This is a genomic window from Microcoleus sp. MON1_C5, from assembly GCF_036701875.1.
Taxonomy (GTDB): Bacteria; Cyanobacteriota; Cyanobacteriia; order Cyanobacteriales; family Microcoleaceae; genus Microcoleus.
The window spans coordinates 67189-81706 of record NZ_JAUBRN010000031.1 but is presented as its reverse complement, the minus strand read 5'-3'; the positions used below and the strand labels follow the sequence as shown (position 1 = coordinate 81706).

Genomic DNA, 14518 nt, shown 5'->3' with positions numbered 1-14518 from the left:
GTTTAACTGCTTATCAATCTATTCAACAAGCTCTCTCTATTGATGGCTCCATTTTTTCCCCTAGTTGAGCAATTACTATATTTTTTACTTCGTTCAAGTCAGTTACATGATACCTCATCTTTCTGATAAAGGCTATATAGTCTTTTAAGTTGTCGGCGATGACCATTTTTAGGAAGTAGCCGACAACGAGGGAGCGAAAAATGAAATTTCCAGGAATGTCTTTAAAGTATTTAGGAACAATCTGGGGATAAAATCTCTTGGATTTTAAAATCGGCCCTGACAGTAAATTGGGCAAAAAGCTAATAAAAAATGAGGTGTTTAGCAGGTGTTGGGTGAAGTTGGGCGAGACGTAAGCGTTTGATTCTGTTTCGCTTTTATCTTTTTGAGTCAGTACGTCTACGATTAAACTTATGCCTTCAAAGGTGTAAAAAGAAATGCCGATCGGCAAAGGCAATTTTAAGAATAAATAAGCCAGGCTGCCTTCGGTTCGAGCAATATTAAAAACATCCGCAACAAAGTTAGTTAGCAAACCGGCGTATTTAAACAAGCTCAAAATTAATACATTGAGAACTACTCCCGATAAAGCCCAAAAAAATCGCTGTTTTTTGTCAGAAATTCTGGCAACTTGAAAGCTGACTGTAGCGTTGATAATAATTGACAGTAGCAGGAGCAGCAACAGTGCGGGGGCGCTCCAACTGTAAAAAATAAAGCTGGCAATTATCAGGATGGGAACCTGCACTTTTTGCAACGGAGGGAAATAATATATGGCGAAAACAATCGCAAAAAATACTAAAAATTCAATACTGTTAAATAACATAATTTGTGATTTCGCTCTTTTACGTAGCCTGTGACCCACTATATCAAGCGCCTGGGACTCATGGCAAGAGTGGCCCAGAACCCGATCGCGATCGCGCATCCTACCAAAGTGTAGCAAATATCACTCTTTGTTGGCGCTGCGACTACCTCTTGAGATAGATGCGGAAATCCCTCTCAGGGCGCGTTGTCATATCGGGAAATATTTCTTAACATATAGATAACAAAGGGAATCCGAGGAGACACCAAAAATCCTTAAGCCCTTGGGGTGCCCCGGTTAATCAGACTTTTCGCAAACAAGGGCTAAATCAATGAACAAGTCGCAAAACTCCGAAGTTTCAGCATTTTTGCCCATGCTCCAAAAAGGCATTTGGCTGTTTGGGATTCTCTCTTGGATATTCGGGCTGACAGATAGAACTATTGCACTATTATCTGACGGATATTTGTCGGCGATCGATATTGTCCAGCTATTTACAGCATCCTTTTTCTTCATTAGCTGGCTGTTGTTAAGCCCGTTTTTGGGTCTTAACTCCCAGAGTCAGCCGAAGGAAGAAGCATCTTCCTAGTTTTTAATTGGTAATGTTAGTTTCTCGATCGCTCTTTGTTTCTTCTGGGGCAAAGCGGGCCGGCCAAATGCGATCGCAAAAAAACAAAGTTCCCGCCGTCACGCACAGCGGAATCGCCAACAGATTCAACAGGGGAATGCTCACCAAACCCAAACAAACCAGACCAAAACTCCCGCTGGCCGGCAAACTCGCCCAAATTATCTTCAATTTCTCCTGAAAAGGTCGCCTCCGCCTCTCTAAAGGTGCATCTAAAAAGTCCAAACAGACAATAGTCGCGCCCAAAGCTACGCCACCCAAACTGCTAAGAATAGAGCCGACACCCGGCACAAAATGCAGCAGCAGCAGCGGTATGCCGACGCTCAACAAAATTTGTAGTTTTCGCAGTTCAAAGGCGATCGCCCTTTGAATATCCCCAAAACTACTCGCCAAATTCATTGGTGCTTCTGCGGGCAATTGACCGTTCCGCAGCAGTTCCAATTGTTCGGAAAGTTTGCCGTACCAGGGCGAACCTAAAATCACGCCAAACTGCACTAACAAAAATCCAATTATCAGCAAAAGTCCTGACACTAGGAGTACGCGCAGCAGCCAGCCGAAAGCGACTGTTAACACGCCGAGAAAGCTCAGCCAAGCTGGAAAACTCGCAATTAGAGCATTAAATCGGACGGACAAATCGGCAACTAAAACGTCTATCCCTGCCAAACTGGGAAATAGCAAGCTTAAATAAAGACCAATACCAATTATAAAATTTAGCACCACTGGAACTAATACATAAGTCCACAGCTTGGGAGTTTGCAAAATTAGCGTGAAAGCTCGCAAAGGATAGGTGAAACCTGCGAGGAGTCCAATTGGTGCGGTAATGGCGGCGTGGGCGGGGTTTGAATTTAGCTGTTTTGACATATTTTCTGCTTTTGAGGACTCGACTCTATTTTCTATCATCCACTTTCCATTATTATTGCTGATGAGGATTTATCGCAGGTAGCCCAAAAGTGAAGCTTTTTATTTACCATACCCCGGAACTTACGCCAGCCGACAAAATGCCGGCTTGCGCGATCGCAGTTGATGTGCTGCGGGCGACTACGACAATGGCAACGGCCCTGAATAATGGGGCGGAAGCTGTCCAAGTTTTCAGCAACTTAGATAAGCTAATGGCCGAGAGCGAAAAATGGCCTGCAGATAAGCGGATTCGCGCCGGAGAGCGCGGCGGCGGCAAAGTTGACGGATTTGACATGGGGAATTCCCCCCTCGACTGCACGCCAGAAAAGGTGACTGGGAAGCGAATTTTTATCAGCACAACTAACGGTACTCGGGCTCTGGAGCGAGTGCAAGCTGCTGCAACTGTGTTAACGGCGGCTTTGATTAACCGCAAATCTGTGGTGCAGTTTTTGTTAAATAAACAGCCGGAAACTATTTGGATTGTGGGTTCTGGTTGGGAAGGGAGTTATTCGTTGGAAGATACGGTTTGTGCTGGTGCGATCGCCCAAAGTTTGCTAGCAGAAAGCGGTATTCCTGCGAGCGATTTTGCGGGTAACGATGAAGTATTTGGGGCTATTGCTCTTTACCTGCACTGGCAAGATCGGTTGCACGAATTGTTGGAAAGAGCCAGTCACGGCCAGCGCCTCCTCGGTTTAGGGGTTATTGAAGATTTAAAATATTGCGCGCAAACGGATACTTTAGATGTGCTGCCGGTGCAGCGAGAACCGGGAGTTTTGGTTAAGTCGGATTTTAAAATTCCTCAGGCTGATTTCTGGGTTCAATCTTCAGAAAAAACGCCGACTTGAAATTTTCTGCGAATGCCGTATTAGTAAGGTGCGCCTAGGCGCACCCTACGGAAATTAGTAGTTAGCGAACAAGATGTTTTTAAAAGAAAGTAGTATTAAAGATACTGGGCAGGAACACAAAATTGTTTGGTTCCTAGTGAATTGCAGGCAATTGAGAATTGCTGGATTCACCGCCGAAGCGCTGCATTAAACACTCGGCAATTCTGGCTGCTGCACCGGGTTCTCCCATGCGGCGCAAGCCATTTTCAGCGATTAGCTGCAACCTGTCGGGGTCGCGGAGCAAAGACTGCACGGCGCCGGCAACTTCGGCGGGATGTTTGACTAAAATTAATGACGGGCCTAAGAGGCAACTTTGAGCTTCTGCAAAAGCTGGAGTAAATTGCGGGCCGTTTCCGGGAATGGCGATCGCGGGTTTTCCTAAACCTACAAATTGTTCTGTAGCCGTTCCTGCCATTGCTATTGCTAAATCTGCTTCGTACAAACAATCGTTAAAACTTTGCTGAGTTAAAATCATCGTGGCGTTTCTCTGCACAAAGGTCAAGGGCAATAGCAAATTAGGAGATTCTTTTTGAATTTCTTGAGCGCTTGAAACAGGAGGTCGCAAAATACTTCCTTCTCGCCGCTGCGTTCGAGTTTCGCCTTCTTGTCGCCAGCCAAAAAATTCTAAACTAGGTCGCAAAGCTTCTAGATTTAACTCAGGGGAAATAGCTCCGAAAAATAACAATTTGCGATCGGCAAACAGCGATAAAATTCCGGCTACAGCCTCTATTATTAGCAGCCAATTAGCATAGGCTTCCGGCGCTCTAGAACCGGGCAGTAAGGTGATGACGAGCGATCGCGACCTTTCCCGCAACTCTGCGTCAGGGCCGTAAAAACCGGCTGGATTTTCCGGTTGCAGTCCGTCCATCATCGGGTTTCCGAGATTGTAAGCGGGAATTCCCAGCTTTTGTAAAGTCTCAGCGGTTAGCGCGTCCCTGGCAAAAACGGCCCGACAGCGCGATCGAGTCATCAACCAGCGCTCCCAAGGCAAATAAACCGATCGCGGGCAACCCCACCAACCAAAGACTCGGGATTTGCGAGCCAGAGGCCCGTTCTCGTCGCGCAAATAATACTCTGACTTGGCAGTACCGACAAAGGCATAGGGCGCGCCGCCGAGCCAAGCAAACAGCAGCGGTACAATATCCCCACAGGCTAAAATAACGCCGTCTTGATTCCCAGACTGTTGTTGCGATCGCACCCAAGCGCGGATGGCTTTAAACTGAGCGATGGTTAACTGAAGCAGGCCGCCTTTGACATCGCGCAAAAATTCCCTCCCGTCCATGTAAATAAAGCCGCCCGAAGGCATCCGCTGCACCGGGCCGATGATGCGGGCGTTTTCTAGTTGAGCGAAAGCTTGCCCTTCACCCACTAGCGGAAACACGGCTAATTCTGGCGGATGCGGGTGCTGTTGCAGTTCCTGCAAGATGCGAAGGGCGATCGCGTCTTCTCCGTGGCCGTTACTGAGGCAAAGTAATTTCAATCCCAACTCTCTCAAAAACTCTATTGTCAAAAAATAGCCTGCAAACCCTGGGACTTCAGTCTAGGGATGGAAAGCAACTTTCCACTTTAGTTTACCAGAAAATTGTTGTTTGAAATAGTACAAAACACGGTAAGAGCGAACCAGATCCGGCGCCGATCAAAATCTCTGCTGTACCCAAAAATATCTGGCATTTAACAGCAGTTGATCGGACTCTGCGAGGGCAACTTCTGAAGCGGGAAAACAACTTGTTTAATGTTGGGACTTACGGCCGCCTGCACTGACAATTGCGCGATCGACAATTGCCAGTGCCTGCGGCTAAATAACGCGGCGGTAAGTTGTTGCACATCTAAATTATCTGTATGCAGCCAAGCTCTCAACCATGAGATTCATACTATTTTCCCTCGATATATTGCTTTAAAGTATTCCGAATTTGTTTGAGCTGAAATCCCTTAGCAAGTTGGCGCAGCTTCGAGACAAACGGCACTAAATTAGGTTGTAAACTCTCCAGCTTAGCACTCTCCTCAAAAATTTCTTCAATGTCGCCCATAGCTGCGAGTCTCAAAAGTTTTGCTACTGACTCAGAAGCCGCAGGTAACAGAGAAGAATAAGCAGGAAAATCAGAGGCGGGTGACAAACTGGGAGTTTTGCGCTTTTTGTTTTCCGAAGATTCCCCATAAATCCATTCTAGTCCCAAATGCACGCGCAACTGTTCCAAAAAGTGATTGGCTTCGATCGGTTTGGGAATAAAATCATCGTACCCTGCGAGGATGCTATCTTGCTGCGTAGCCTCGAAAACGCTAGCTGACATAGCGATTAACACGACATCTTTTACGGACGGCAACTGCCGCAATTTTCTTGCAGTTTCTAAGCCATCCATTACAGGCATCCGCAAGTCCATTAAAATCACATCCGGTTGAAATTCAACTGTTTTGCATAGGCATTCTTGGCCGTTTTGGGCCTCTGCAACCTCAAATCCCAAACGCCGCAGCAGCCTGCACAACAAATCGCGATCCAGTTGATTGTCATCCACGATTAGCACTTTCCGCTTGTTGCCGATAAAACCGACAAGCCAGCGTTTTTCCTGCAAAGGAGACACCTCCAAGTACCGTTTAGCTGCTGGCACTTCTAAATCTACCCAAAAAGTGCTGCCTTTTCCCAAAGTGCTGTGGACGCGAATTTCGGTACCCATTAGTTTCGCTAATTTCTGGCTAATCGAGAGTCCGAGACCTGTACCTTCAACAAACGTATTGCCTCCTACTTGGTGGAAAGGCAAAAATATTTCTTCTAACTTGCTTTGCTCTATTCCTGTGCCGGTATCCTCGACTTGAAAGCGGATTTTTAAAGCGTGTTTGGCGGCGATCGCATTGTGGGCGAAACGCATATAATTTTCTTTCAGTTCCGAACTCAAAGTCGAGAACTCATAATTTTCTCCTTGCCCTCGACTCCAGGCCCCTGTGCCGACATAGCCGACTTTGAAAGTCACACCGCCGCTGTTAGTAAATTTAACGGCATTGCTGAGTAAGTTTATGAGAATTTGGCGCAATCTTTTTGGATCGACACGAACGCAGCTAGGCAGGGGAGAGACTTGTTCGTAATTGAATAAAATTTCTTTTTGAGAGGCCCGCATCTGAAAGAGATCGGCAATGTTTTTCGTGAAATTTAGAAAATTTAACTCTTCCGGGTAGAGTTCCATTTTTCTAGCTTCAATTTTGGAAAGATCTAAAACATCGTCGATTAACATCAGCAGGTGTTGACCGCACTGTTGAATATTGCTGAGACTTTCTTGGTGCTCTGAGCTTAAGTCTTTGTCGGTTTTGAGGATTTGAGCGTAACCTAAAACGCCGTTTAAAGGCGTGCGTAGTTCGTGGCTCATGTTGGCAAGAAATTCGCTTTTGGCGCGGTTGGCGCTTTCTGCAGCTAATGCAGCTTGTTGGAGGGCAGATTCTGCAAGTTTGCGCTCGGCAATTTCGGTTTGTGCTTGTTGAAATAGCGTGGATTGCTGGATCGCGATCGCCAATTGCACGCACAATTGCCGGAGGGATTCTATTTCTGATGAATCCCAGGAACGGGGGCCGCTGCAATCGTGGGCGATCAGGAGTCCCCAGAGGTGGTTTTCTACCGTCGGTTGGACTTGGGAAATGCTTTCTCGTGCTTGTAAAATAGGCACTATTAAGTTAGCTTTAACTTCAAATTGTTCGAGGAATTTAAGGTGACATTCGCTCCTCTTTTCCGCGTAAATATCTGCTATAGCACGAATATTACCTTGCTGGTAAATATCAACAAATTTATCTCTAAAACACGTATCCAAGTTGTCAAATTTTTTCAACGAAATTATATCTTTTGCTACGGATTCGACAACTACAAAACCGCTCCAGTCGGGATTAAAGCGGTAAATAACTGTGCGGTCTGTTTGCAAAAATTGTCGCACTTCTTCGACAGCAGTTGTCAGGACTTCTTCTAAATTTAGGGAGGAGCGAATGCGATCGAGCATGGCAACTACCAGCCGTTCTCGCCTTAATTGCTGCTGCAGGGCCATCTCCGCTTGTTTGCGTTCGGTGATGTCGGTAATTACTCCCACTAACCCGATTAAATGACCAGTTTCATCTTTAATGCCGTCGGCGCGGAATAAAGTTGTTACCAGTTTGTTGTTTTTAGTGTTAATTTTGAGTTCGCCTTGCCAAGATTTGCCTTTACGGAGCGTTTTAAAAATTTCTAGCAGCACATTACTTTGGGGGTAAATTGCTGTTAATCCGCCTGCTGTGTTTAGTTCTTCTGCTGTGTAGCCGTACTGTTGAACAAAGGCTTGATTGTGGTAGATCGATCGCCCTGTCAAGTCAGCAATGCCGATCGCATCGCTGGTGCTTTCCACTGCTTGAGTAACTCGCAGCAAATCTAATTCTGCTTGTTTGCGATCGCTAATATCAGTAATAGTGCCGATATAGCCTTTAATCTCCTGCTTGTCTCCGATTTCTGCAATTGCCTGACCTATCACCCAAATTACCCGACCGTCGGGACGCTGAAAGCGGTATTCTGATTTAAAAGGAGTTTTATCAATAATTGCTCGATGCCATTCATTTTTTACCCGCTCGACATCATCGGGATGTATGGCATTCATCCAGCCAATTTCTGCTGCTAATTCTGCGTTTAATCCCGTAATTTCGCTCCAGCGTTGATTCACATAAAGGCAATTTCCCAAGGTGTCGGTATGGAATATGCAAACTGGCGATGCTTCTGCTAAAGTTTGGTAGCGGCGCTGGCTCGACCGCAGGGCTGATTCTACCTGTTTTCTATTAGTTATATCGCGGACTATAGAAATGATTTCACCACCTCCAAGCATTGTCAGCGACAATTCTTGAGGGAACTTAGTACCGTCCGGGCGCTGACCGCTCGCTTCTATATTGCAGTACCCTTTTTGCAGGAGAACCGGCATTATTTGTAGTTCAAAAAATAGATTTTCTGCTTTGCTGTAGAGCATCTTCCATTTCTTCCCATACAGTTCGCTAGGGCTTGACAAACCGTACATTTTGAGATAAGCTTCGTTTGAGTAAATACATTCTTTATTATTATTAAAAATGGCGATGCCGTCATAAGCAGCGGCCATTGCTACTGCTTGTCGCTGCAGTTGGGACTCTACTTGTTTACGAGAGGTAATGTCGTGACCGACTGAGTAGATTAAACCTTCTTCGGTAAATGGCGATGCCGTCCACAGGAAGCATTTGTAAGAACCGTCTTTGCAGATGTAGCGGTTTTCAAACGAGATACTGGACGTACCGGCTATTAGTTTTGCCCCTTCGGCTGCGGTGGCTTTTCGATCGTCTGGATGAACAAATTCGATCATTGGCTTGGCCAACAATTCACTAATACTGTAGCCTAAAGCTGTTGACCAAGCTGGGTTTAAACGTTTAAAATGACCGTCAAAACCTACAATGCAAAGCAAGTCTAAGGAGATGGTAAAAAAACGATCGCGCTCTGTTTGTGCCTGCTTTAATTCAGTAATATCCATCACTAAACCGTCCCAGAGAATATCGCCTTCGCTGCCACATGGGCTCTCATTAGTGAGCCTTTCTGGTCTCGCAGCTCCTTGCAGCCACTTAACTTTTCCAGATGGTAAAGTCTGCCGCCACTGCTGCTGCCAAGGTTCCAGCGTAGTGGCTGAAATTGCGATCGATGCTTTTAAATCTAAGAGATCGTCTGGGTGAATTCCCTTGGAAATGAGTTCCGCATTTTGTTCTATTGCTTCTGCCTCTAATTCGTAGAGTTGGCGGCTGCCTGAAGAGATGTAGGGGAAAGACATTTTCCCAGTTGATGACATTTGTAATTGATAAATAATTCCCGGTAGGTTAGCTACCAATTTTTGAAAGCGAGCTTCGCTTTGTTCCAGGGCTTTTTGTTGCTGTCTGTATTCTGTAAAATCTCTAATTATACCCACTATTACTTTACTGCCGTCTGCTATTTGGAAGACGCTTTTTTTGGTAGAAATTATATGTTCTCTCCCGGCAGAGTCGGTGAATTTTTCTTCGGTTTCCAAGCAGACACCCGTTGTCAATACTTCTTCATCTTTTGTCCAAAAAACAGCAGCTTCTGATTGGGGGGAAAAGTCATAATCTGATTGGCCCATCAGTTCTTGTCGCGATTTGCCGACCAACTGACAAAAAGCATCATTTAATATTATCCAGCGGTGTTGCTCGTCTTTGACAAAAATTGGGTCTGGCGTAGCATTTATGGTGTGGTTTAAAAATTCTTCTGACGCTTTCAGTTTCGCTTCGTAGCGGTAGCGATCGCTCACGTCCAACACTACTTCGATTATCCGGTCAATAGACCCGTCCAGGCGGCGGATGCAGCGCCGGGAAACTCGCGTGTGAACTATTTCGCCGTTTTTTCTGAGCCACCTTTTGTCTAAGATGTAACCGTCGAGCCTACCTGCTAACATCTGAGAAAAATTTTCACAATTAGCCTCCCAATCCTCTGGATGAGTCAACTCTAGCCAATTCTTTTGCACGAGTTCGTAGCGCTCATAGCCCAGCAAATTGCACAGGGCATCGTTAACTTCTATCCAGTGGCAATTTAGAGGAATTTCGCTGTCAATAATTGGAGCGATGATTGCAATGCCGATCAGGGAATTTTCCACCACCGAGCGATATTTTTCTTCACTTTTTCGCAAAGCATCTTGACTGTTCTGGCGTTCTATGGCGTAACGGAGCGATCGAATTAACAGTTCGCTGTCGATTTTTCTTTTTACCAAATAATCCTGGACGCCGACCGAAATCAACCGCAGGGCAAGTTCTTCGTCGTTTTGGGCGGTCAGAACTACGATCGGCACATTTACCCCGTATTCTTGTACCCGAGCCACCGTCTCGATTCCCAGACTATCTGGCAGTGAAAGGTCTAATAAAATTATGTCAAAAGTTTCTTGATTCAATCGCTGCTGCGCTTCGCTGAGGCGCTCTACTTTCGTCAGCACTATACGCTGCGCGCCGCCAATTTCTGAAAGCAAATCTTCAATCAGCTCAGCTTCCTGAGGGTTGTCTTCTACTAACAGAACTTTAAAGCAGATAGGAGGCAAAGCTAAGTTAAAAACTGCTTTCATAATATTTATTAATCAATAAAATGTTAAACTAACTTGAATTTGACTTTTTTTTTTCCGGGCAGTCATTCAATTGCACGTACACATACATCGACCGTAAGATTGACCGTAAGATTGCGGGGGGAGCAAGCGCTACAAAAAATGTGTTTAATAATTAAAATTATATCACGCACTAACTAGACTGTCAACGGAAACTATTTTTTTCTAATTTGCGATTTAGACCAGTTAAAAAAGAATGCAACTGTCGTCACTATTCCAACCCCGATAGTCAAAAAAATGCCACTTGTTTACTTGTTTTTTATTATTTGAAATGGGGTTAAATTGTCAATTGTAATTTATACTTTTTGACTTATAACATAGAAACTAATTGACTTTTTCTACCTTATAACTTCTCCCTTTTGACGAAAAAATGTCTCAATTAAGCGATAGTAAAGTGAAACGTAGAACCTTGCTCCGGTTCCGATTCCACCCAGATACATCCCCCGTGAAGTTCCACAATCTTTTGACAAATTGCTAAACCAATACCTGTCCCAGAATATTCTCTTTGAGTATGCAAGCGCTGGAAAATTTGAAAGATACGTTTTTGATGCTGGGGAGCAATCCCAATTCCATTATCTGAGACAGAAATTAACCAGTTTTCCTCCTGTCTGCAAGCGGTAATATGAACGACAGGCGGTGCATCGTGGCGATATTTAATCGCATTGCTGACTAAATTTTGAAAGAGCTGTATGAGTTGAGAAATATCCCCCATTACCGCGGGTAATTCGCTGTAGGTGACAACGGCTTTAGTCTCGCGGATCGCCCCTTGCAGGTTCGCGAGTGCTTGCTCGACTGCGTGATTGCAATCTGTCAGTTCAAAAGGTTTCCGACTCCGGCCAACGCGCGAATATTCGAGTAAATCGTCAATTAAAGTTTGCATTCGGGTGCAGCCCTGAACGATATTGCCGATAAACTTACTACCTTGGGTGTCGAGTTGGTCTTTGTAGCGTTTTTCTAAAAGTTGAGCGTAACTGGCAATGGTTGCTAAAGGCGCTTGCAAGTCGTGAGAAGCCACATAAGCAAATTGTTCTAGTTCCGCATTTGAACGCGCCAATTCTTGGTTAGATTTTAATAGAGCAGATTCGGCGCGCTGGCGGTTTGATATCTCTTGTTGGAGTACCAAATTTTGCTCTTGCAGAGCTTTTTCAACGGCGCGACGGGTGCTGATTTCTTGTTGCAAAATGTGATTTTTTTCTTGAAGAGTTTTTTCGACTGCTAAGCGGCTCGTGATTTCTTCTTGCAGCAGCATATTTTGTTCTTTTAGCTGCTTTTGTAAATTCCGCAGGCTGAGGTGACTTTCGATGCGGGCGAGCACTTCTTCAAACTGAAATGGCTTGCTGATATAGTCCACAGCTCCCACAGCAAATGCGTTTACTTTGTCGAAAATTTCATCTTTAGCACTGATAAAAATTACCGGAATTTCGCGAGTTTTAGGCTCTAATTTCAAGTGCTGACAAACTTCGTAACCGTTCATTTCCGGCATCATTATGTCGAGCAAAATCAAATCGGGTGGATTAGAATTGCAGGCTCTCAGAGCCATTTTTCCGTTAATCACGCAGCGGGGGGTGTACCCCCTCTGAGTCAACATCGTAGACAACAGACGCAGGTTTTCTGCTGTATCGTCTACTACTAAAATGTTTCCTAACGGCGTCCCTGGTTGGTGATCGTTCATTGATTATTTCCCTGTTCCTGTTTTCTTCACAAAAGATGTTGGCAGCTATTTTATTTAGGACTTACGGAAAACACCCGGTTTTTAGTAGGAATATGGGAAAAAAAACGAGAAATCCGCTCATAAACCGGGTGTTTAGCCGTTTGTGCACAAGCAAGTCCTGTTATTGTTCGTTTACAAACCCTCAAATCCCCAGTAGCAGAGTCAGAACATTATTGTCCCACGCCAATCCTTTGTCTAACACTTTAAATCCCGCGACTTCGCACATACATTCTAAAGCAGTAGCTGTAGGTAGCCACCACCACCCCGCAAAGTTGTTGATGTCAAAAACTGCTTTCTCAGTTATCCCTAACATGGGTGCGCCGTCGGTGTGCTTCTGCCAGTAATTTGTTAAAATAGCTCGTTCTACGTCGCCTAAAGCGGGAATGAAAATTACCCCAGAAGCTGGAATTTCGTAGCGCCCCCGCTCGTTTTCTATAACTTCTTGAGTAATAGCTGAAGTTAAGATTAAATACTCCCCACTTATTTGACGCAAGTTAGTTAAAATTTGCAAAGGGTGAGGGTGGTGGTACAAAACTCCTGCACAGTGAACTACATCGTAAGGCTCGCCAATTTCTGCAAGCTGAATCTGAGTTATATCTCGATTTATACAATTATAATTAGCAATCTTTAAACTTGTCATCCGATCGCGAAAATCTTGCCACCCGTGGAGGAATTCGGGCATGGCATCAATCATTGTAAGAGAAACTGCACCGTATTTGCTAGCTACAGATACTTTTTCGTTGACAGTTGCCGACAAGCCGCCGACTTGTGCAAAACTCTTACCTTTGACGACTCGGGCAATGTAGCGATCTGGAATATCGTGATTCTCCAACTCTAATAATATCCTGCGCTCGCCCGACGAGTCCTTTTTCTCCAAAACTTCCGCCAATTTCCCGGATATTGCGGGATCTTCGGGCCGGATTTCTAAGGCCATCAAGTACAAAACTGTCGCTGCGTCAATCCGATCGATGTCGGAAAATTTTTGGGCTATTTTACAGTAAAATTCCGGAGGCTGCAGGGGCAGCAACTCGTGGTGATAGTAGCTGGTTGCTGTGTCTAAATCGCTCGGGCTTCTTTTGATGAGAGCATCGCCTAATTTGGTGTAAATTTTAGGTAGTTCAGGCTCTATTTCCAGCGCGCAAAGGTAAGCTGAAACCGCATCGTTCCACTCGTGCATTTCAGTCAAAGCATCGCCTAAGTTGTAATAAGACCAAGAAAGATGGGGATTTAGTTCAATAGCGCGCTTGTAGGCGACAGATGCTGCTTTCCACTGCTGGGTTTTCAACAGCGCTTCTCCTAAATTGTGATAACTCCAAGAAAAGTTGGGATTGAGTTCGATCGCCCGCTGGTAGGCGCTGATTGCTGCTACCCAATCCTGGAGTTTAACTTTAGTTAAAGCTAAATTATAATGAGACCAAAAGAATTCTGAATCGAGTGCGATCGCCCTTTCGTATGCAGCCTCAGCTTCCGACCATTTTTGGAGCTGAAAAAAAGCATCTCCCAAGTTATGAAAAGAGCCGGAATAATTAGGATCTAAGTCAATAGCTCGCTGGTAAGCAGCGGCGGCGTCCGACCATTTTTCTAATTTGCTGCAAGCTTCCCCCATGCTGTAGTAACACCAAGAAAAATCTGGGTTAATTTCAACAGCCGTGCGGTAGGCAACAACGGCTTCTGGCCATTGTTCTAACTTGAGCAGCACACTACCTAAATTATAGTAAGACCAAAAAGAGTTGGGATTTAATTCAATACTTTCCCGGTAAGCGGCGACTGCTTCAGGTAATTGTCCGCTGTTTTGAAAAACCTTGCCTAATTTGTAATAAAGCTCAGAAATATCTGGCTGAAGTTGAATAGCTTTGCGGTAGTGGACAATAGCTTCATCCCACTTTTTTAGTTCGCTAGCAGCTTCTGCTAATTTGCAGTAAGCTTCGCAAAAACTCGGGTTTAAATAAATCGTGCGGTGGTAACAAGTCAGCGCTTTTTCTGGCTTCTTTTGCGCCAACAAAGTATTACCTAAATCGAGATATTCTTCCGCTATCTCTATCGGTTCCACCATGAGTGCTTGATACGAACACTCTGCTGCTTCTTCAGCTTGACCGACTTGGGTAAATATCCGGCTCAAATTACGGTAAAATCCTGCAAAGTTTGGTTGCAGGGAGATGGCTTTTTGGTAACAGGCGATCGCCTCTTGCCATTGTTCCAAAGAAGCGCAGAGAGTACCGAGGTTAGCAAAAGCTTCGGCCAAATCGGGTTGCAGGCCGATCGCAACTTTATACCAATACCTTGCGTCTTCTAGTTTACCCTGAGCTTGCAGCGCCTTTCCCAAGGTCTTGCAAGTTTTGGCGGAATTGGGGTGCGATGCCAAAACTTGCTGGCAAAGTGCGATCGCCTCCTCCAACTTCCCTAAAGCCAAATAGACTTCGGCCTGTTGTTGAAAATCAACCGCTGCTGTTTCTGAATTCACTTGCTGCGTTCCTGCTTAGTAATAATTGCTTGTATAATTCTATGGTA

At 45.0% G+C, this 14518-nt stretch carries 8 protein-coding genes; 2 read left to right on the top strand and 6 right to left on the bottom strand.

Features of this window, described 5'->3' with window-relative positions; translation table 11 throughout:
* Positions 1-22 precede the first annotated feature (22 nt).
* Positions 23-817, bottom strand: coding sequence for a hypothetical protein (locus QUA71_RS16600; protein ID WP_333286575.1), 795 nt, complete (start codon positions 815-817; stop codon positions 23-25).
* A gap of 307 nt (positions 818-1124) precedes the next feature.
* On the opposite strand from QUA71_RS16600, the gene QUA71_RS16595 reads away from it, so the two are divergent.
* Complete coding sequence (locus QUA71_RS16595; protein WP_190657915.1) at positions 1125-1379, top strand: hypothetical protein; 255 nt, start codon at positions 1125-1127, stop codon at positions 1377-1379.
* A gap of 3 nt (positions 1380-1382) precedes the next feature.
* Here QUA71_RS16595 and QUA71_RS16590 read toward each other — a convergent pair whose 3' ends face one another.
* Positions 1383-2276 carry an EI24 domain-containing protein gene (locus QUA71_RS16590; RefSeq protein WP_445243787.1) on the bottom strand — a complete coding sequence of 298 codons (894 nt, stop codon included), beginning with the start codon at positions 2274-2276 and terminating at the stop codon, positions 1383-1385.
* Positions 2277-2365: 89 nt separating this feature from the next.
* Here QUA71_RS16590 and QUA71_RS16585 point away from each other — a divergent pair, with 89 nt between their 5' ends.
* Positions 2366-3157 carry a 2-phosphosulfolactate phosphatase family protein gene (locus QUA71_RS16585; protein ID WP_333286570.1) on the top strand — a complete coding sequence of 264 codons (792 nt, stop codon included), beginning with the start codon at positions 2366-2368 and terminating at the stop codon, positions 3155-3157.
* 133 nt (positions 3158-3290) lie between these two features.
* Here the strand turns inward: QUA71_RS16585 and QUA71_RS16580 are convergent, their stop codons facing one another.
* The 4 genes from QUA71_RS16580 to QUA71_RS16565 form a co-directional block, all read right to left on the bottom strand.
* A complete protein-coding gene (locus tag QUA71_RS16580) occupies positions 3291-4706 on the bottom strand; it encodes a lipid-A-disaccharide synthase-related protein (protein WP_333286568.1) in 1416 nt (471 codons plus the stop codon).
* A 361-nt stretch (positions 4707-5067) separates the two neighbouring features.
* Entirely contained in the window at positions 5068-10263 is a 5196-nt protein-coding gene (locus QUA71_RS16575; RefSeq protein ID WP_333286565.1) for a PAS domain S-box protein, read from the bottom strand.
* Positions 10264-10678: 415 nt separating this feature from the next.
* Positions 10679-11971 carry an ATP-binding protein gene (locus QUA71_RS16570; protein ID WP_333286564.1) on the bottom strand — a complete coding sequence of 431 codons (1293 nt, stop codon included), beginning with the start codon at positions 11969-11971 and terminating at the stop codon, positions 10679-10681.
* A gap of 181 nt (positions 11972-12152) precedes the next feature.
* Positions 12153-14471, bottom strand: a complete 2319-nt coding sequence (locus tag QUA71_RS16565; RefSeq protein WP_333286562.1) for a tetratricopeptide repeat protein — start codon at positions 14469-14471, stop codon at positions 12153-12155.
* Between the last annotated feature and the right edge of the window lie 47 nt (positions 14472-14518).

Bases quoted from the DNA above. Each gene is read 5' to 3' on its own strand.
- QUA71_RS16600 (WP_333286575.1), bottom strand. From the start codon at position 817: ATGTTATTTAACAGTATTGAATTTTTAGTATTTTTTGCGATTGTTTTC.
- QUA71_RS16595 (WP_190657915.1), top strand. From the start codon at position 1,125: ATGAACAAGTCGCAAAACTCCGAAGTTTCAGCATTTTTGCCCATGCTC.
- QUA71_RS16590 (WP_445243787.1), bottom strand. From the start codon at position 2,276: ATGTCAAAACAGCTAAATTCAAACCCCGCCCACGCCGCCATTACCGCA.
- QUA71_RS16575 (WP_333286565.1), bottom strand. From the start codon at position 10,263: ATGAAAGCAGTTTTTAACTTAGCTTTGCCTCCTATCTGCTTTAAAGTT.
- QUA71_RS16570 (WP_333286564.1), bottom strand. From the start codon at position 11,971: ATGAACGATCACCAACCAGGGACGCCGTTAGGAAACATTTTAGTAGTA.